22 protein-coding genes and 1 pseudogene are annotated in these 18,526 nt (G+C 69.5%); 8 read left to right on the forward strand and 15 right to left on the reverse strand.

Going from position 1 to position 18,526, the window contains the following annotated elements; all coding sequences use genetic code 11:
* The 5 genes and pseudogenes from VM306_RS32840 to VM306_RS32855 all read right to left on the reverse strand — a co-directional run.
* On the reverse strand, nt 1–407 hold a 407-nt coding region (locus VM306_RS32840; protein ID WP_325521789.1), incomplete at its 3' end, for a DUF742 domain-containing protein.
* The gene (locus VM306_RS32845) at nt 404–802 is read right to left on the reverse strand and encodes a roadblock/LC7 domain-containing protein (protein ID WP_325521791.1); all 399 of its coding nucleotides are present in this window, start codon (nt 800–802) and stop codon (nt 404–406) included. The genes VM306_RS32840 and VM306_RS32845, both read right to left, overlap by 4 nt.
* A complete protein-coding gene (locus VM306_RS32850; RefSeq protein WP_325521793.1) occupies nt 799–2,865 on the reverse strand; it encodes a nitrate- and nitrite sensing domain-containing protein in 2,067 nt (688 codons plus the stop codon). The genes VM306_RS32845 and VM306_RS32850 overlap by 4 nt, the downstream gene beginning before the upstream one ends.
* The gene (locus tag VM306_RS41475; RefSeq protein WP_414672478.1) at nt 2,865–2,972 is read right to left on the reverse strand and encodes an MFS transporter small subunit; all 108 of its coding nucleotides are present in this window, start codon (nt 2,970–2,972) and stop codon (nt 2,865–2,867) included. The genes VM306_RS32850 and VM306_RS41475 overlap by 1 nt, the downstream gene beginning before the upstream one ends.
* Before the next feature lie 122 nt (nt 2,973–3,094).
* A pseudogene (locus tag VM306_RS32855) lies at nt 3,095–4,438 on the reverse strand (OFA family MFS transporter); the annotation flags it as partial.
* Between the two features lie 244 nt (nt 4,439–4,682).
* Here VM306_RS32855 and VM306_RS32860 point away from each other — a divergent pair.
* A complete protein-coding gene (locus tag VM306_RS32860; RefSeq protein WP_325521797.1) occupies nt 4,683–5,129 on the forward strand; it encodes a DUF485 domain-containing protein in 447 nt (148 codons plus the stop codon).
* A 3-nt stretch (nt 5,130–5,132) separates the two neighbouring features.
* Nucleotides 5,133–6,713, forward strand: coding sequence for a cation acetate symporter (locus VM306_RS32865; protein ID WP_325521799.1), 1,581 nt, complete (start codon nt 5,133–5,135; stop codon nt 6,711–6,713).
* Nucleotides 6,714–6,725: 12 nt separating this feature from the next.
* Here VM306_RS32865 and VM306_RS32870 read toward each other — a convergent pair whose 3' ends face one another.
* The 5 genes from VM306_RS32870 to VM306_RS32890 are packed head-to-tail and all read right to left on the reverse strand — an operon-like array spanning nt 6,726 to nt 10,540.
* Nucleotides 6,726–7,373 carry a response regulator transcription factor gene (locus VM306_RS32870; protein WP_325521831.1) on the reverse strand — a complete coding sequence of 216 codons (648 nt, stop codon included), beginning with the start codon at nt 7,371–7,373 and terminating at the stop codon, nt 6,726–6,728.
* Nucleotides 7,370–8,749 carry a sensor histidine kinase gene (locus tag VM306_RS32875; protein WP_325521801.1) on the reverse strand — a complete coding sequence of 460 codons (1,380 nt, stop codon included), beginning with the start codon at nt 8,747–8,749 and terminating at the stop codon, nt 7,370–7,372. Before VM306_RS32875 ends, VM306_RS32870 begins: the two co-directional genes overlap by 4 nt.
* Nucleotides 8,750–8,757: 8 nt before the next feature.
* Nucleotides 8,758–9,243 (reverse strand): phosphatase PAP2 family protein, encoded by a 486-nt coding sequence (locus VM306_RS32880; RefSeq protein ID WP_325521803.1) that lies wholly within the window; start codon nt 9,241–9,243, stop codon nt 8,758–8,760.
* Between the two features lie 60 nt (nt 9,244–9,303).
* Nucleotides 9,304–9,846, reverse strand: a complete 543-nt coding sequence (locus VM306_RS32885) for a DinB family protein (RefSeq protein WP_325521805.1) — start codon at nt 9,844–9,846, stop codon at nt 9,304–9,306.
* A complete protein-coding gene (locus tag VM306_RS32890; RefSeq protein ID WP_325521807.1) occupies nt 9,836–10,540 on the reverse strand; it encodes a hypothetical protein in 705 nt (234 codons plus the stop codon). The genes VM306_RS32885 and VM306_RS32890 overlap by 11 nt, the downstream gene beginning before the upstream one ends.
* A gap of 221 nt (nt 10,541–10,761) precedes the next feature.
* On the opposite strand from VM306_RS32890, the gene VM306_RS32895 reads away from it, so the two are divergent.
* From VM306_RS32895 to VM306_RS32905, 3 genes are all read left to right on the forward strand, one after another.
* Nucleotides 10,762–10,992 (forward strand): hypothetical protein, encoded by a 231-nt coding sequence (locus VM306_RS32895; RefSeq protein ID WP_325521809.1) that lies wholly within the window; start codon nt 10,762–10,764, stop codon nt 10,990–10,992.
* A gap of 49 nt (nt 10,993–11,041) precedes the next feature.
* A complete protein-coding gene (locus VM306_RS32900) occupies nt 11,042–11,230 on the forward strand; it encodes a hypothetical protein (RefSeq protein ID WP_325521811.1) in 189 nt (62 codons plus the stop codon).
* 164 nt (nt 11,231–11,394) lie between these two features.
* Entirely contained in the window at nt 11,395–11,913 is a 519-nt protein-coding gene (locus VM306_RS32905; protein ID WP_325521813.1) for a DinB family protein, read from the forward strand.
* Nucleotides 11,914–11,916: 3 nt separating this feature from the next.
* Here VM306_RS32905 and VM306_RS32910 read toward each other — a convergent pair whose 3' ends face one another.
* Nucleotides 11,917–13,497 (reverse strand): sulfatase-like hydrolase/transferase, encoded by a 1,581-nt coding sequence (locus VM306_RS32910; protein ID WP_325521815.1) that lies wholly within the window; start codon nt 13,495–13,497, stop codon nt 11,917–11,919.
* Between the two features lie 77 nt (nt 13,498–13,574).
* Between VM306_RS32910 and VM306_RS32915 the strand changes: the two genes are divergently transcribed.
* On the forward strand, nt 13,575–14,240 hold the full coding sequence (locus VM306_RS32915; RefSeq protein ID WP_325521817.1) for a RibD family protein: 666 nt from the start codon (nt 13,575–13,577) through the stop codon (nt 14,238–14,240).
* Here VM306_RS32915 and VM306_RS32920 read toward each other — a convergent pair.
* Both VM306_RS32920 and VM306_RS32925 read right to left on the reverse strand, forming a co-directional pair.
* Entirely contained in the window at nt 14,218–14,622 is a 405-nt protein-coding gene (locus VM306_RS32920) for a DoxX family protein (protein ID WP_325521819.1), read from the reverse strand. The two genes, VM306_RS32915 and VM306_RS32920, sit on opposite strands and share 23 nt — an antisense overlap.
* Complete coding sequence (locus VM306_RS32925) at nt 14,615–15,349, reverse strand: CDP-alcohol phosphatidyltransferase family protein (protein ID WP_325521821.1); 735 nt, start codon at nt 15,347–15,349, stop codon at nt 14,615–14,617. The genes VM306_RS32920 and VM306_RS32925 overlap by 8 nt, the downstream gene beginning before the upstream one ends.
* A gap of 41 nt (nt 15,350–15,390) precedes the next feature.
* Between VM306_RS32925 and VM306_RS32930 the strand changes: the two genes are divergently transcribed.
* Nucleotides 15,391–16,374: a zinc-binding alcohol dehydrogenase gene (locus VM306_RS32930; protein WP_325521823.1), complete on the forward strand. Its 984-nt coding sequence runs from the start codon at nt 15,391–15,393 to the stop codon at nt 16,372–16,374.
* Nucleotides 16,361–17,053: a creatininase family protein gene (locus tag VM306_RS32935; RefSeq protein WP_325521825.1), complete on the forward strand. Its 693-nt coding sequence runs from the start codon at nt 16,361–16,363 to the stop codon at nt 17,051–17,053. The genes VM306_RS32930 and VM306_RS32935 overlap by 14 nt, the downstream gene beginning before the upstream one ends.
* On the opposite strand, the gene VM306_RS32940 is transcribed toward VM306_RS32935, so the two are convergent.
* The gene (locus VM306_RS32940; protein ID WP_325521827.1) at nt 16,967–17,929 is read right to left on the reverse strand and encodes a lysylphosphatidylglycerol synthase transmembrane domain-containing protein; all 963 of its coding nucleotides are present in this window, start codon (nt 17,927–17,929) and stop codon (nt 16,967–16,969) included. The two genes, VM306_RS32935 and VM306_RS32940, sit on opposite strands and share 87 nt — an antisense overlap.
* Nucleotides 17,929–18,526: SAM-dependent methyltransferase (locus tag VM306_RS32945; RefSeq protein WP_325521829.1), on the reverse strand; the 598-nt coding region annotated here is incomplete at its 5' end. The genes VM306_RS32940 and VM306_RS32945, both read right to left, overlap by 1 nt.

Genomic DNA, 18,526 nt, shown 5'->3' on the forward strand with positions numbered 1-18,526 from the left:
AGAACCTTGGTAACCCCCAACGGCAACCCACGCAAAGCGGCGATCTCAGCCACCGACCGAGGCGAGTGGCACAACGCCAGAACATCCTGGTGCTCAGGCCGAACAGCGGTAGAAGACCGCTCGTTGACCGACACCAGCGACTCGATCTCGAGGTGCACCTCGGAGACGGTCCGCCCGCCGGTCCACGCATAGGCCCGCACGATCGACGAAGAAACATCGGTCTCGACCGAGGGCAGCGGCGGCACCGGCTCGAAGGGCGCCGCGGCGTACGGGTCCGGCTGCTCCAGCACGGGTTCCGGCGCGCGCGAGGCCTTCTTCTTGCCGCGCTTGCGGATCCGCTCGCTGTCGAAGCTGAAACCGCTGATCAGATCACCGAAGTTGACCTGCTCGTCGGGCTCTCCGCTCATGCCAGCTCGGCCCGCAGTTCCGGCGTGAGCAGCTGGCCCACCTGGCGGACGACGACCGTCATCTCGTAGGCGACCTGCGCGACGTCGGAGGACGACGAGGCCAGCACCGCGAGGACCGAGCCGTCGCTGATCGACGACAACAGCATCACGCCTCGGTCCATCTGCACGACCGTGCGCACGACGGACTCACCCGCGAAGCACTGCGACGCCGACTCGGCCAGCGAGACCACACCGGCCACGATCGCCGCGAACTGCGGGGCGATCTCGGGCGGGAGCTTCGAGGACGAGATCAGCACCAAGCCGTCGGCCGAGATCACCACGGCGTGCTCGATGCCGGGCGTGCGTTCGGCGAAGTTGGTGACCAGCCAGCCGAACTGGTCCACCTGCGTGCTCATCGACTCTCCTGGTGGTCGGGAAGGCCTCGCTGCACCCCGCTCTGGAAGGCGTTGAGAAATCCTCGGGCTGACTCCGGTGTCTGCCGCGCGGGTGCGGGGGGAGGCTTCGGTGCTGCCTTGGGCGCCTGGAACCAGGATGCCTGATCGCGCTCGATCGCTTCCCCTCTGAAAGACTCCCAGGACTCGTCGCGCCGTGGTGCCAGTTCGGCAGGAACCAACACGATCGCGCGAGTCCCCTTGCCCTGGTGCGCATCCAGGCGTACCACGATCTGGTGGCGCGCGGCGAGCCTGCCGACGACGAAGAGGCCCATTTCACGGAAGACCTGGACGTCCGCGCCCTCGCCCGCCGCCTCGAGCCGTGCGTTCACGACGGCGAGTGCCTCGGGGTCGATGCCGATGCCGTGGTCGACCACGTCGATCTGCACGATGTCGCCCGCCTCGATCGACGCGCTGATCGAGACCTGGGTGTGCGGTGGTGAGAAGGCCGTCGCGTTGTCGAGGAGCTCGGCGAGCAGGCGGACCAGGTCGCTCGCGACGTAGCCCACCACCTCGGCGGTCGGTGCCGTGTGCACCACCACCCGCTGGTACTGCTCGATCTCGGCGGCGGCCGCGCGCAGCACGTCGGTGAGCGGGATCGGCTTGTGGAACCGGCGTGCGACCTCGCCGCCGGAGAGCACCATCAGGTTCTCGTTGTTGCGGCGCATGCGGGTGGCGAGGTGGTCGAGCTTGAAGAGGTTCGCGAGCTGGTCGGGGTCCTCCTCGTACTTCTCCAGCTCCTCCATCAGCTTGAGCTGGCGTTCGACGAGGCTCTGGCTGCGCCGTGAGAGGTTCACGAAGATGTTGCGCATGTTGGCGCGCATGGCCGCCTGTTCGAGGACCGACTTCACGGCCTGCTGGTGCACCTCGTCGAACGCGCGAGCCACCTGACCGAACTCCTCGGTCGTGGTGACGGGCACGGACTCGATCTCGGTGCTGCCGCGGCCGGTCGCGACCATCTCGGGGAGCTTCTCCCACGCGACGTCCAGCGCGGAGTCGCGCAGGGCGTTCAGCGACCGCAGCAGGTAGCGGCCGACGACGAACCCGATCGTGGCCGCCAGGACCAGGCTCGCGAACAGGATGGCGGCCGCCGCGCCGGCGGCGTCGCTCGTCTCGTCGCGCAGGCGGTTCGCGGTGTCGCGCAGGTCGGACTGCATGCCCTCGACCACGCCGTTCAGCGACGTCACGACGGCGCCGGAGGCGTTGCTCCAGTCCGCCGCCGCGATGGGCAGCTTGCCGGCCTTGCCCGCGTTCTGGGCGTCCGCTGCCGGGTGCAGCAGCGCGGCGGCCAGCATCTTGCGCTGGGCCTCGGTGTCCGGGCCGTTGAACTTCGTCCCGTAGTCCTTCAGCTGCTGCGGGGTCGCGAGCGCCGCGAACTCGCCCGCGATGTAGCTGAGCTTGACGTTCGACTCCACCAGCGACCGCACCTCGGAGGTGACGAGCTGACCGCGGGTGATCCCCGTCAGCACGACCGCCTGCTGGTAGAGGACCTGCTCCTGCACGTGCACGACGTGGTGCAGGCCCATCGCCGTGCGCAGGAGCTCGGCGTCGCCGAACTCGCTCGCGAGCACCTCGTCCACGTCGAGCAGCGACTCGGTGAGCTCGGTGTAGGCCTTGACCACGGCGGGGGCGTCGTCGCCGCGCTCCCGCAGTGCGGTGAGGTCGCCGATCCGGCCCTGGACGTCGTCGATGCGGGCGTTCACGACCTCGCTGAGCGAGGTCCTGCCGACCTGGTCCCGCAGCAGCGCGCGGGCCTCGTCGGTGCGGCGCACCTGCTCGAGGAGGGTCTCCCGGCCGGCTCCCTCGGCGATGATCCGCCGTTCGGCCTGCACGCCGTTGATCACGGGAATCAGTGCGGCGCGGACCTTGACCTGCCGCTGCAGCGCCGCGTAGGACTCGGCGCGTTCGATGTGCGACTGGATCTGCACGACGCCGGCGCCCACCGCGATGACGACCGGAACGATCAACACCGCGGCGAGCTTCACCGGCAGGCGCCAGTTGCGCCAGTTGACGAGCGCGTTGAACATCAGACGAAGAGCTTGGCCGCGTTCAGGAAGAGCCGGTACAGGCCGTAGGCGAGCGGGATGCCCACCCACAGCCACGCACCGATCAGCAACAAGCGCTGGGAGCTCACTTCTTCACCACGCCTTCCGAGTCTTCCTTCTCGGCCGTCTCGGCGGTGTCCGCCGCCTCGGCCTCGTTCCACCTGGTGACCGTGGCGTCGCCGTCCCTGGTCGCCGGCGACTGCTCACCGGTCGCCTCGGCGGCCTCGACCGCCGCCTTCGGCTCGTGGAACCTCGGGTTGACCGGGCGGATCAACTCGTTCGCGACGAAACCGACGACCAGCAGCGAGATCATGATGTAGAACGACGTGGCGTACAAGTCCGGGCCGACGTGCCCGGCCTTCTTGCCCGCGTCCGCGATGGCGTTGACGATCAGCGGCCCGAGCACGCCCGCCACCGACCACGCGGTCAGCAGGCGGCCGTGGATCGCGCCGACCTGGTAGGTGCCGAAGAGGTCGCGCAGGTACGCGGGGACGGTCGCGAAGCCCGCGCCGTAGAACGACAGGATCACCATCGCCGCGATGACGAACAGCGGGGTGCTGGTCGAGCCGAGGGTCAGCAGCACCAGGTAGAGCAGGGCGCCGACGCCGAGGTAGACGCGGTAGATGTTCTTGCGGCCCACGATGTCCGAAGTGGACGACCAGACGAACCGGCCCGCCATGTTGGCGGCGCTCAGCAGCGCGACGAAACCGGTGGCGGCGGTCGCGGCGACCGGCGTCGAGGACTCCTTGAAGAAGTCGACCAGCATCGGCGCGGCCTTCTCCAGGATGCCGATGCCCGCGGTGACGTTGAAGCACAGCACGACCCAGAGCAGCCAGAACTGCGGCGTCCTGATCGCGTTGTTCGCGGAGACGTTGAAGGCGACGGTGGACTTCGGCTTGTCCTTGAGCAGTGCTTCCTTCTCCGCCGTGAACTCCTTTGAGGGGAGGCGGATCAGCAGCACGCCGAGGCTCATGAAGACCGCGTAGGCGATGCCGTGCACCAGGAAGGCCTTGCCGATGCCCGACGTCGAGGTGGCGCCGAACGCCGTCAGCATCGAGGTCGACCACGGTGACGCGATCAGCGCACCGCCGCCGAAGCCCATGATCGCGATGCCGGTCGCCATGCCGGGACGGTCGGGGAACCACTTGATCAGCGTGGAGACCGGCGAGATGTAGCCGATGCCGAGACCGATGCCGCCGACCAGGCCGTAGCCCAGGACGACGACCCAGTACTGACCGGCCCACACGCCGGCCGCCGAGATCAGCAGACCGGAGCAGAAGGCGATCAGGGACATCAGCATGGCCCAGCGGGGACCCCTGCGCTCCACGGTCGTGCCGAGGACGGCGGCCGAGAGCCCGAGCATCACGATGCCGAGCTGGAACGGCAGGGCGGACTGCGTTCCGGTGATGCCGAGGGATTTCTCGAGGGGCGTCTTGAAGACGCTCCAGGCGTATGCCTGACCAATGGAGAGATGAATCGCCAGTGCCGCGGGCGGAACGAGCCAGCGGTTCCATCCGGGAGGCGCGACTTGGCGTTCGCGCGCTAAGAACCCCACTTTATCCCCAACCGTCACCAAATACGCGGACCGAACGATCCTAGGCCAGGTGCACACGTGCGACAACGGCCTGGACCTGTCGACCGGTGTTGCGCACGACGCAACTTCCGTCCGTCACAGCAGTACGGCACCCGGGATCTACCATTTGAGACGAATGGATTGCCCGGCATCGGTCCGGGTTTGGTCCGGTTTGGACCGTTTCCGGCTGCGGGCGCGCGTTGACTGCACACGCGAGGACGCTAGAGTGGGCGCCGCATACGAGGGGCAGGGGCACATGACCAAGGCGATCCGGTCGCCTGGCGAAACGCTGCAGGAGTACCGGGAAATCCGGGGTTTCGCGTCGTTCGACGACCCCGAGGCTTTGTCGTACGTCGATTCGAACGGCAAACCGAACTTCGAGGCGATTCGGCAGACCGACGAATTCCGGGAGCTCCGGCGCCGTCTCACCACGTTCGTCTTCCCGATGACCGCCCTTTTCCTCGCGTCCTACCTGACCTTCGTGCTGCTGTCCGCGTACGCGAAAGACTTCGTCAGCACCAAGGTGATCGGTGTGATCAACCTCGGCATCCTGCTGGGCTTGAGCCAGTTCGTGACTTCGATCATCATCACGCTCGGTTATGCCCGCTACGCAAAGCGACGGCTGGACCCGCAGCGGAAATTGCTCGCAGAGATGACGGGCGTCGAGGAGTAAGGCATGCCCACCACCGGCAACCCGGTGCTGAACCTCAGCGTCTTCGCGGTGTTCGTCCTGATCACCCTGTACGTCGTCTACCGCGTCAGCAGCCGGAACGTGACGGCGTCGGACTACTACGCCGCGGGCAGCTCGTTCACCGGCGCCCAGAACGGCGTGGCGCTGTCCGGCGACTTCCTGTCCGCCGCGTCGTTCCTCGGCATCTCCGGCGGCATCGCGGCGCACGGCTACGACGGCTTCCTGTACTCGGTGGGCTGGGTCGTCGCGTGGCTGGTCGGCCTGCTCCTGATCGCGGAGGGGCTGCGCAACACCGGCCGCTTCACCGTCGGCGACGTGCTGGCGTTCCGGATGAGGCAGCGCCCCGTCCGCGCGGCCGCGGCGAACGCGACGCTGGTGATCTCGTTCTTCTACATGATCGCGCAGATGGCGGGCGCCGGCGGCCTGATCGCGTTGCTGCTCAACGTGACCTCGAAGTGGGGCCAGGCGATCCTGATCGCGCTGGTCGGCATGGTCATGGTGCTCTACGTGCTGGTCGGCGGCATGAAGGGCACGACGTGGGTGCAGATCATCAAGGCCGTCCTGCTGCTGCTCTGCGTGACGCTGATGACGATCTTCCTGCTGGGCAAGTTCGGCTTCAGTCTGTCGGCGATCATGCAACAGGCCACCGAGAACAACCACCTCGGTGAGGCCGTCCTCGACCCCGGCGCGAAGTACGGCTTCAGCGCGATGTCCAAACTGGACTTCGTCTCGCTTGCCCTCTCGCTCGTGCTGGGCATCGCGTCCCTGCCGCACGTGCTGATGCGCTTCTACACGGTGCCGAACGCCGCGGAGGCCCGCCGTTCGGTCGTGTGGGCGACCTGGACGATGGTCATCTTCTACCTCTGCACGCTGGTGATCGGCTTCGGCGCGATGGCCCTGGTCGGCACCGACACGATCGCCGCGGCGCCGGGCGGCGAGAACTCCGCCGCACCGCTGCTGGCGTTCCGCATCGGCGGCGCCGTCCTGCTGGGCATCGTGTCCGCCGTGGCGTTCGCCACGATCCTCGCGGTGGTCGCGGGTCTGACCCTGGCGGCCTCCGCCTCGTTCGCCCACGACGTCTACGCCAACGTGATCAAGCGCGGCAACGCCGAACCGCGCCGCGAGATCCGAGTCGCCCGCCTGACCGCGGTGGTGGTCGGCGCACTGTCGATCATCGGCGGCATCGCGGCGAACGGCCAGAACGTGGCGTTCCTCGTCTCCCTCGCCCTGGCCCTGGCGGCCTCGGCGAACCTGTCGACGATCCTCTACACGCTCTTCTGGCGCCGCTTCAACACCACCGGCACCCTGTGGAGCATCTACGGCGGCCTGGGCTCGTGCCTGCTGCTGATCATCTTCTCGCCGGTGATGTCGGGCGCGAGGACGTCGATCTTCCCCGACGTCGACTTCGCGTGGTTCCCGCTGGGCAACCCGGGGATCGTGTCGATCCCGTTCTCGTTCCTGTGCGGGTTCCTGGCGACGATCTTCTCGAAGCCGGACGCGGACAAGGCGGGCCTGGTGGCGGAGATGGAAGTGCGGGCGATCTCGGGCATCGGCGCGAAGGCCTGACCAGCGGGCTGGTCAGCCCGGGATCAGTCCTGCCTCGTGCGCGACGATCGCCGCCTGCACCCGGTTCCTGACCCCGAGCTGCCGCAGGATCGTGCTCACGTACACCTTCACGGTCCCCTCGACGACGTGGATGCGAGCCGCGATCTCGGCATTCGACAACCCGGCGCCCACCAGCCCGAGCACCTCCCGCTCGCGTGCGGTCAGGACCGCGATCCGTTGCGTCGCACCAGGCCGAGGCCGCGCCCGCGACAACTGGTCCACAACCCGCTTGGCCACAAGAGGCGACAGATACGCACCCCCACCGGCAACCGCCCGGACCCCGGAGATGATCTCCTGCGGGTCGCCGGTCTTCAGCACGAACCCCGCCGCGCCCTCCCCCAGCGCCCGGCTGATGTAGGCGTCGTCGGCGAACGTGGTCAGTACCAGCGTCTTGGTGCCGGGGTGGCACTCGCGCACCACGCGAGCGGCGTCCAGGCCGTCGAACACGGGCATGCGGATGTCGAGCACGGCCACGTGCGGCCGGTGCCGGGCCACCAGGTCGATCGCGACGCTGCCGTTCTCCGCCTCCGCGACCACCTCGATGTCGCCGGCGGTGGCGAGGACGGCCTTCACGCCGAACCTGACCACCGGTTCGTCGTCGGCCAGCACGACCCTGATCAACCGCTCCTCCTGACGAGCCACGTCTTCGAGACGAGACGATCATCCCGGAAGCAGAGCCGGTGCAGGTCGTGGCGGTTGCCGTCGAACGGGTTGGCGTGTGTGCTGTAGTAGCGGCACTCGGTGTCCTCGGGCGTGGTGACGCCCAGCGGGTTGTCCACGCGGGTGCGCAGCGGCAGGTCCAGGTCGTCCTCGTGCTGCCCGAGTGCCGCCCGGTCGAACTGCTGCTCGGTCAGCACCGACGTCACCGCGTCGAACACCATGTAACCGGGCACGCCGATGGCGATCCCGGCGCACACGACCGAGGTGATCAGCACGGTCCTGCGTGCGCTCTTGCGGATCTCCTCCTCTGTCCTTTCGCGACGGACGTGCGTCGGCGTGGTGCGCGGCAGAGGGCGTTCCGGGAGCTTGGCCCTCACCTCGAAGCCGCCTTCGTCCGTCGGCGCCGCCTCGAACCAGCCGCCGACCAGCGCGACGCGTTCGGCCAGGCCGACGAGGCCCTTGCCGCTGCCCACGGCGTGCGTTCGCGGGGCGGGGCCGTTGGTGACGCGCAGGTCGAGGTTCGCGGTGAGGGTGACGGTGACCTCGGCGCCGGGTGCGTGCTTGATCACGTTCGTCAGCGCTTCGGCGACCACGCGGTGCACCGTGCGGGCGATGATGCCGTCGATGCCGGTCTTGCGGCCGTTGACCAGAGTGACGCGCAACCCGCTCCGGGCGACGACTTCCTCGATGGTGGCGACGGGTTCGTCCTCGTCGGCACGCAGCACCTGCATGACGTCGGCCAGCCGTTCCGCGGCCGCGGTGACGCTGGCTCGGGCGGTCTTGGCCGCTTCGCGCTGGTGCGCGGTGAGGGTGGGTTCCAGCTCGAGGGCTCCGACCAGCAGCGCCGCCCGTGCCAGCTCGTGGCCGACGAGGTCGTGCATCTCACCGGCCAGGCGGGCGCGTTCGGAGTTGCGGGCGTTCTCGGCGTCGCGTTCCAGCAGGGAGGCGTGCTCCCAGCCCACCTCCTGCAGCTCGGCGTACCGGCGGCGGAACCGGCCGAAGGCCCAGGGGACGACGCCGAGGACGCCGACGCCGGAGGTGACGGCGAGCGCGGTGTCCGAACCGCCGCGCTCGGTCAGGGCGACGACGACGCCGACGACCTCGGCGACGGTCAGTGCGATCGCGGTCGGCCTCGGGTCACCGGCGTGCCGGCCCGCGAGAAAGCTGAGCAGTGCCAGTGCGGGAGCGAGCGCGAGCACCTCGACGTCGAACTCGACGCTGACGAGGTAGCAGACGAGCCAGGCCCCCAGCGCGGTCCCGAGGGCGACCGCGGGCCGGTTCCGCACGACCACGAACGCCGTCACGAACAGCACCAGGTAGAGCAGGACCTCCCACACGGCGCCCATCATCGCAGTCGCTGCAGCACCACCGTCGGCGCGTCTTCGTGACGCGGTGTCCGTTCACGCCTCTTCAGCAGCACCGCGATCCCCCACGACACCAACGCTCCGAGCGCCAGCCCGGCCATCACGTCGTGTACATAGTGGACACCCACGATCACCCGCGACGACGCCGCCGCGAGCGCGCAGACCGCCGCCACCCAGCCGAACGTGCGGTGCAGCGCCCAGATCGCCATCGCGGACGCACCGGCGATCACCGAGTGGTTGCTGGGGAACGACCAGTCGCCCGGCTCCGGGCACTCCGCCAGCGAAGGCGCCGTGCGGCACGGCCTCTCCTCCCGCACCAGGAGCTTGACCACCTCGCTGATCGCGTAGGCCACCACCACACCGGCCCCGGCGAGGAACGCCCTCAGCCGGTGCCGGAACCACAACACCAGGAACATCACCGCGAACACGCCCAGCACCGCGTCGGTGCCGATCACAAGCCAGGTCACCCAGCCGAACCTACGAACTCGGCGGCACGCGCACCTCTGCCGATCGGAACCCGTCGGCCTTTACTTTCGACAGGTCTCGGCGGCGCTCAGGACCCGGTCGTGGTAGCCGTCGGGGTTGTCCGCGCCGGACCGCCCGTCGATCAGCTCCCGCACGAGGTCGCAGTGGCCCGCGTGCTGCGCCGTCTCGGCCACGACGCGCACGAGCAGGTGCCCGAACGTGGTGTTCCGGCGCTCTTCAGGCCACCACGGCACCGACGCCGGGGCGTCCAGCGGAAGCTGCGCGATGGACTCGTCGGAGTGCCGCCAAGCCTGGCGGTACAGGTCGACGACGTACTCGCGGCTCTCGGTGGGCTTGGCCCACATGTCGGCGTTCTCCCAGATCGACTTGTCCTCGACCCACGGCAGCGTCACCGGCGAGGGACGGCCGGAGCTCTCGCCCAGGTAGCCGAGCTCGATGCCCACCAGGTGCTTCACCAGGCCGAGGAGGTTGGTGCCGCTGGGCACGAGCGGCCTGCGCACGTCGTACTCGTCCAGTCCGTCCAAAGAGGACACGATCGAGTCGCGTGACCGCTGCAGGTACCGCCTGAGGTCGTCAGCGATCATGTGCTGTCCTCACTTCCTTCGGGTGTGCGACGGTTTCCCGCGGCGGGCGCAGCACGTCAGGCGCTGTGCCCCACTGGCTGTAGACGGCGGTGAGGCGTTCCTGCTGCTTGTCGAACGACGGCATGGTCTGTTCCACGCGCACCACCCGGTTCTCGTCGTCCGTCTCGACCACGAGCCGCACGTCACCGATCGTGTAGCCACCGGAGTGCGGCACACCGCCCGCCGCGAACACGTACCTGGTGCCGCTGTGCTCGGTGAGCCGGACGGTGTCGCGGTCGATGTCGGCGAAGAGGTTGCCGGGGTGGTAGTAGCGCTCGTCCAGCGACAGGTCCCTCGCGTACGGACCGACCCACGGCGCGTCGTTGAGCCCCATCGCGGAGAACGTCTTGCCCGGTGGCAACAAGAGGCCGCTGTGCTGGAGGTAGCCGTCGTCGCCCACCTGCACCGACCGGTAGTCGATGGTGCGGTACTTGCTCTCGATGTGCGCGGTGACGTCCTGCTGCGCCGTGGCACCACCGTTGCCGATGTGCTGCACGCCCGCGAAAGTCCTTTTGCGCGGCTCGATCGTCACGTCGAACCGCACCGAGCCGTACTCCTGGATGGCCTGCCGCCACTCCCTGAACAGCGCCGCCGGGTCCGCGGGAGCCGATGAGCACGCGGTCAGCACGAGGAGCAGGGACAGGGCCAGACGCATGCGACGAGTCTGGCAAAACCCGCCACCCGCGAGGTGCGGAATGAGAGGGTCGGGCACGTGCAGAAACGGATCGTCGCCGCGGTGCTCGCGTTCACCGCCGACGACTACGCCAACCGCGCCATCGCGTGGCTCGCCGAGCCCGAGGTCTCCGGCGCCTGCCTGGGCACCGACGGTAGGTTCCGAGCGCCCAGAGCGGGTCGAACGCCGACAGCACGGGACTCGTGGCCCAGGTGGTCAAGGGCTCCTCGCTGGTCAGGGCGCGGGACTACCTGAAGTCGCCGCAGGTGGGCTGCACCGGCCCCGACGCGGGCGCGATCGCGTTCGACGCGTCCGGCTTCACCCCGGCCAACGCTCCCCGCGCGACCGCCCAGGCCGTGCTGGGGCTGACCGGCGCGACCCTCGTGACGCTCCGCGGCGGTGGTCCGGACGGAGCACCTGCCCTGAACTGCTGACGCCGCGCCGCCGACGTTTGCGCGTCCGGCTCGCCGGAAACCAGAGGGCATGACCGAACACCAGTTCACCACGCCCCTGGGTGGCGGCGAGCCCGTCGACGACGAGCCGGACGCGATCGCGGTCGAGGAGGCCGGCGAGCACGTCACCGCGCCCGAGGAGACCGCCATGCACATCGAGGAGACCGAGGAGGGCGGTGGCCGCGTCGATCGCCCGGACGACGGTTACCTGGACCGGTGAAGCGCCACTTTCGGCTGTTTCACCGAGAGTGACACCAGGTCAACGCCACATCGCTCGAACGGCGCTCGAGTCTCGCTCAAGTGCCCGCTCGTCTAGGACACAAGCTGACCTCAAGTGGTCCTAGAGTCCTTTGTGTCGGGACAAACGAGCGAAGGACTACAGCGATGACCACCACCGAGATCCTCACCGGCGAGCGTGCGGACCTGCTCGAGACCCTCCGGCAGCACCGGTGGTTCCTGACGTTCACCGCGCAGGGTCTGACCGACGAGCAGGCCGCGTCGAGCCCGACCGCCAGCGCGCTGTGCGTCGGCGGCCTGATCAAGCACGTCGCGACGGTCGAGCAGAACTGGGTCAGGTTCATCGAGCAGGGCACCTCGGCGATGGAGTCCGACCCCGACTCGACGGACTACGAGAACCACGCGGCGAACTTCCGCATGGCGCCGGGCGAGACGCTGGAGAGCATCCTCGCCCGGTATGACGAGATCGCGGCCCACACCGACGAGCTGGTCGGGACCGTCGACATGGACCTCTCGCACCCGCTGCCGTCCGCCCCGTGGTTCCCCGAGGGCAAGTCATGGTCGGCGCGGCGCGTGTTCGTGCACATCGTCGCCGAGACCTCGCAGCACGCGGGCCACGCGGACATCATCCGCGAGACGATCGACGGCCAGAAGACGATGGGCTGAGGCTCAGGCCTGCGGCGGGCTGAAGGCGGAGAGGAACTGGTCCCGGAAGTCGCTCATCCGCGACACCGGGGCCGTTCCGCCGGGCTTGAGGCCGTCGTCCCACTTCCAGGAGCCGACCTCCCGCAGCACGGCGGGGTCCTTGGCCACGATGGTGATCGGCACGTCCCGCGACGCTCCCTCGCCGGTCACCATCTGCGCCGGCTGGTGGTCGCCCAGGAACACCATGACGAGGTTCTCGTCGCCGTACTCCTCCAGGTACGAGACCACGGACTCCAGCGAGTACGAGATCGAGTGCGCGTAGTCGGCGCGCACGGCCGCCGGGTCGCGGCCGAAGATGGACTCGGGCGGGTCGTTCGAGGCGGGCATGGTCGAGTAGATCGAGCCATCACCCAGCTTCTCCCAGTCCACGGAGTCCGGCGTCGGCGACCACGGCGCGTGCGAGGACACCATCGGGATCGCCGCCATCACCGGGCCGTGGACCTTCGACCGAACGTTCCGCTGGAACGACTCCAGCGTGAACTGGTCCGGCGTCGTCGCGTACCCGAAGCGCGGCCCCTTGTAGCCGAGACGGCCCGCGTCGTAGATCTCGTCGTAGTGGAAGAAATCCCCTTCTGGCCACGCCTGCGTGATGCCGGGGACCACGCCGACCGAACGCCACGACGACTCGCGGAACGCCCGCGGCAAAGTCAGCCTGTCGGACGCCACGAGGTTGCGGTAGCGCTGCTGGTTGTCGATCCACAACCCGGACAGCAGCGTCGCCTGCGCCATCCAGCTGCCACCGCCGGCGGTCGGCGAGGTCAGGTAGGCCGACCGGGCCGAGTACCCGGCGGCCTTCAGGCGCGAGTCGCCGTCCGCCAGTTTCGCCCGCACGTCCGGCATGTCCAGCGCCGACTTGCCGTAGCTCTCCACGAACGTGAAGACGACGTCCTTGCCCTGCAACGAGGACAGCAGGTCGGTGCGGCCGCGGAACGCGTCGACCGACGCCTCCGCCGCGAACACCTCCTGGTCGTGCAGTCCGACCTTGACGCGCCGGGCGTGGTCGACCAGCGCCGTCGCGGCGGCGTCGGAGTAGACCGGGATTCCCGGCACGGCAAGCGAAACACACGCCACGGCCGTCAGTGCCACCGCGCGGATCGCCACCGGGCGCCGTCCGGCGGCGGAAGAGCTCAGCCGCAGCACGGAAATCGAGGCCAGCCACACGATCCCGGCCACCAGCGCGACCGTGAGCCCGACGGCCAGCACGGAGGCGAAGCGGCCGAAGGTCACGTCCACGAAGTCGATGGCGGGCACGAGCAGGGGCCAGTCCAGCACGAGGTCGAACGGCCGGTACAGCACCACGTCGAAGCCGATGTCCATGATCTTCACGACCGTGAACAGGCCCAGCGCGACACCGCCCAGGACCGCCGCGGGTTTGCGGAACCGGTCCGGCAGCAGCACCAGCACCATCACGCCGATCAGGCCTTCGAGCGGCACGCGCAGGAACGCCTCCGGCGTGAACTCCTCCAGGTCGCTCGGCGCGATGAGCACGAACAACACGAACAGCCCCGCCAGCACCGTGGCGGTCCGCCGCAGCAACGTCCTCACCGAGTTCCCCTTTCCTGGTCCCCTGAGGTAAACGCGGCGCGGCCCGCGGCCGGTTCAACTGCTCTACGATCGAGTTCGTGACCCGCCCGCACGTTCTGCTCAGCGTCGCCGTCAGTCTCGACGGCCACATCGACGATCGCGGGACCGAGAGGTTTCCGCTTTCCAACGCCGAGGACTTCGACCACGTCGACCGCATGCGCGCGGAGTCGGACGCGATTCTGGCGGGAGCCGAGACGCTGCGGCGGGACAACGCGCGCTTGCTCGTCTACAGCGAAGAGCGGCGCGCGCGAAGAATAGCCGAGGGAAAACCGGAGTTCCCGTTGCGGGCCACCGTCACCAGAAGCGGTGACCTGGACCCCGACCTGCGGTTCTGGCACTGCGGCGGAGCGCGGGTCGTCTACACGAAGAGCGAGAGGACCACGGTCGACCACCTGGCGGAGACCAGAACCTTCAGCGATTTCTCGGAAATTTTGGACGACCTGGGTGCGCGCGGCGTGAAAAGGCTCATGGTCGAAGGTGGCACGAGCATTCACACGGCGTTCCTCGAAGCCGGACTCGCGGACGAGATCCGCATCGCGGTCGCGCCGATGCTGATCGGACAGGCGACGGCCCCGCGTTTCGTGAATCCCGCCGAATTCCCCGGTGGACCGGCACGCCGGTTCCACCTGGAGGACGTCGCGAGAGTCGGGGACGTCGCGGTGCTCCGCTACTTCCCGAAGATCACTTCCTCTTCACGAGGCTGAGCGCGCCGAGGATCTGCTCGCGGCGGTAGACCGCGATCACCAGCGCCCACACCATGAAGAGGAGCGGCAGCGTGGCGTCGTCGAGCCCGCCGTTCGTCACCAGGAAGATCTCGGTGAGCGCCGCGCCCGCCATGATGCCGGCGAGGGCGAGCGCCGCGAGCCCGCAGATGCGCGGGATGAGCAGGCCGAGAGCGGTCGCGATCTCCAGGACGCCGGTGAGGTACCGGAACCACTGGCCGAAGCCGATGTCGTCGAACTTCGCGACGAACTGGTCGGTGAACAACGCGTAGCCGTTCATGACGAACTGCACGGCGAGCACGATCTGCAGGATCCAGACGACGATGTCGCCGATCTTCGCCGCGGTTGAGCTCTGCTCAGGCATGGCGGGATTCTCGCACCCGGACAGCGGCGTTGTTCCACAGCCAGAGCACGTCGCGGCCGAACGACCACACCAGCGACGCCAGCGCGAGACCGACGAGCACTCCCGCGAACGGGAGCAGGCCCGACGCCGCCACGACGAGGATGATCCCCTGGACCGCGGCCACGACCTTGCGCGCGTAGCTGGCTGGCAGCGGCGCGTTCATCCAGCGGTAGCGCCACGACGCGGCGACGAACACGTACCGCATGAGCCCGATCGCGAGCACCCACGGACCCAGGTGCAGGGCGACGTACGCGCTGAGCACCAGGATCAGGAAGGCGTCGACCTCCATGTCGAACCGCGCGCCCAGCGCGGTCGAGGTGCCCGTGCGGCGGGCGACCTGGCCGTCGACCCAGTCGAGTGACAACGCGACGGCCGCCAGTGTCACGACCAGCGCCACCGGCACGTCCTGGCCCGCGCGGTCGGCGACCAGCGCCGTCACCGCGCCGACCATCAGGCCGCGTGCCAGCGTGACGCGGTCAGCCGGCCCGAGTGACCTGGTCCGGTGCCGTTGCATGCCGTAGCCGAGGAACGCCCACGTGGCGAACCCGTAGGCGATGCCGGCGGCCCAGCCGAGAAGTCCGAGACCGGTCGTGGCGCCCACGAGCCCCAGCAGGAGCACCTGGGCGACGGCCCAGGCCGCGGGCTCCCGCACGACGACAGGTGTCCCGGTGTGCTGAAGTGTGATCATCAGGTGCCCCTATCGAACTTCGTGCGGCGGAGGTGTTGGGAGTGACACGTACGGCGAGTGCCTTTTGGCTCAATGAATCCGGAAGAGGCGAACTCCGGCGGGTCGACCTGGCGGAGCCAGGGCCGGACGAGGTCGAGGTGCGCACGCTGTTCTCGGGTGTCAGCCGCGGCACGGAGACCCTCGTGCACCGCGGCGGTGTGCCGGAGAACCAGTACGCGGTGATGAGGGCTCCCTTCCAGGAGGGCGACTTCCCGTGGCCGGTCAAGTACGGGTACCTCAACGTCGGCGTCGTCGAACATGGCCCCGAACGACTGCGCGGCCGCACGGTGTTCTGCCTCTATCCACACCAGACCCGTTACGTGGTGCCGGAATCCTCGGTCACCGTCGTCCCGGACGCCGTTCCCGCCGCTCGCGCGGTGCTGGCGGGCACCGTGGAGACCGCGGTGAACGCCGTGTGGGACGCGCGTCCGCTGATCGGCGACCGGATCGCGGTGGTCGGCGGCGGCATGGTCGGGTCGAGCATCGCGGCGGTGCTGGCGACGTTCCCGGGCGCTCGCGTCGAGCTCGTGGACGCGGACCCGGCGCGCGAGTCGACCGCCCGGGCGTTGGGTGTCGGTTTCGCCTTGCCGGACAACGCTCTCGACGGCTGCGACCTCGTCTTCCACGCCAGTGCCACGGAACCCGGCCTCACCACGGCGCTGAACCTGCTCGCGCCGGAGGGCCGGGTCGTCGAGCTGAGCTGGTACGGGGACAGGAAGATCGCCGTGCCGCTGGGCGAGTTCTTCCACTCGAAGCGGCTCACGATCCGCAGCAGCCAGGTCGGCACGGTCGGCCGCCCCGACCGCTCCTACGCCGAACGCATGGCGCTCGCCCTGGACCTCCTGGCCGACTCCCGGTTCGACGCGCTGGTCACGGGGCACAGCGCGTTCGAGGAGCTGCCGGACGTGCTGCCGAAGCTGGCCGACGGCCGGGTTCCGGCGCTGTGCCACCGGATTGACTACGGTCGTGCGCATGTTCCCGAGTGACACCACGATCGACGTCCGCGACCGGCGGGTGGCCGTGCTCCCGGTCGGCAGCACCGAGCAGCACGGCCCGCACCTGCCGCTGGCCACGGACTCGGTGATCGCGTGGACCATCGCGTCGGAGATCGCGGCGCGGTACCCGGTGCGGCTGCTGCCGCCGATCCAGTTCTCGTGCTCGCAGGAGCACGCCGGCTGGCCGGGTACCGTCAGCATCACCGCGCGGACGCTGGTCTCAGTGGTCACGGACATCGCGGACTCCCTGCGGCGCAACGGTGTCACCGGCCTGGTGCTCGTGAACGGCCACGGCGGCAACTACGTGCTGCAGAACGTCGTGCAGGAGGGCGAGGGCCTGGCGTTGTTCCCCGGACGCGACGACTGGGCGTTCGCGCGGGAGAAAGCCGGCATCGAGACCCCGGCCTACAGCGACATGCACGCGGGTGAGCTGGAGACCTCGATCCTCCTGCACGCCCACCCCGATCTCGTCCGTCCCGGCTACGACAGCGCCGACCACCTGGCAGAGGACCGGCGGCACATGCTCACCCTGGGTCTCGCGCCGTACACGCCCTCCGGCGTCGTCGGGCGTCCCTCTCTCGCGTCAGCGCGCAAGGGCGAGCTCCTGCTCACGGGCCTGGCCGAGTCGTTCGGCCACTACCTCGACCTGTTCGGCCTTGGCACGGCGTGACAGGAAGAGCACGACGGCGCCGGGCAGTGCGGCGACCAGCGCCAGCACGCCGTAGACGATCCCGGTCGTGAAGCCCTGCTGGGCGCCCAGTCCGGCGGCGCCGAACGCCACCGCGAGGAACGCCTCGCGCGGGCCGAAACCGCCGATGTTGACCGGGATCGCCATGATCAGCAGCGCCAGCACGACGACCGGCGCGAGCTGGGTGATCGTGGCCTCCGAGCCGGCGGCGCGGGCGGCGACCACGAACATCGCCACGTAGCCGGCGACGGCGGCGGCCGACAGCCCGAGGACCGCGGGCCAGGTCTTCAGCGACAGCAGGCGGATGCCGTCGGCGAGGGTGTTGACAAGAACGCGGCGCACCGGCTTGATCTGCCAGCCGACGACCGCGGCGAGCGCCAGACCGGCGAGGACCAGTCCGGTCGTGGCGCCGTCGAGGTCGAGGTCGAGACCGGCCGCGGGGTGCGTGAGCAGCACCGCGACGCCGATCCCGATGAGCACGATCTGACCGGCGAAGCGCTCGAAGAACACGGCGCGCACGCCCCGCCCGACGTCGCCCGACTCCCGGCCGTGGTTGACCGCGCGGTGCACGTCGCCGAGCACGCCCGCGGGCAGGACGGCGTTGACGAGCTGGGCGCGGTAGTAGTCGCCGACCGCGGTGCGCAGGGTCAGCGGCAGGCCGAGGCGGCGCGCGACGAGGACCCAGCGACCCGCGCTGAGGACCGTCGTCACGAGCCCGATCGCCAGCGCGGCGGTGACGGACAACGCGTCGATCGCGCGCAGCCCGTCGAGGAACGCCCCGGTGCCCAGGCGCACGCCCAGGCCCACCAGGATCGCCACCGCCAGCAGAAGACGGAGCCACGGCCAGAACTTCTTCATCACACAGCTCCCGGTAGTGCCAGCAGGTCGACGTGGTGGACCACCGCGGACGCCGTCGACCTGCGGCGCAGGTACTCGGCGACCTCGGTGGCGAGTGCGGGTTCCTGCTCCACCGCGGCGCCGGTCCAGCCCTTCAGCCACTCGCCCAGCAGGGCGTCGGCCTCCAGGCGCCAGGGGCTCCGTGCCGTTCGCACCGTCGCGCCCAGTGCCGCGAACGCCTCTTCGGCGGCGGCCGGCGCGTCCGGTCCGAGCAGACGACGCCCGTCCACGACGCGACGCTGGTGGGCGTTGAACGCGTCCTGGAAGGCGGCGTCGAGCGGCTCGGCCGGGTCGATCTCGATCCGGCCGGCCACCGAGAGCGTGAACAGTGCGGGCACATGAGCTTCTACGCAGGCAGCGGCCAGAGCGTTCATCTCTTCGGCGGTGAGCAGGTCGAGCAACGCGGAGCACGTGACCAGGTCGGCGCCCGCGAGGTCGGCGGCTTCCAGGGACGTGAGGTCGCCCTCACGCGTCTCGGCGGTGACGTTCGGCAGGGTGCTCATGCTCGCCTCCGCGAGCTCGAGCAGCCGGGGGTCGCGGTCGTGCAGCACCCAGTGC

Source organism: Lentzea sp. (genome assembly GCF_035525475.1).
Classification (GTDB): domain Bacteria; phylum Actinomycetota; class Actinomycetes; order Mycobacteriales; family Pseudonocardiaceae; genus Lentzea.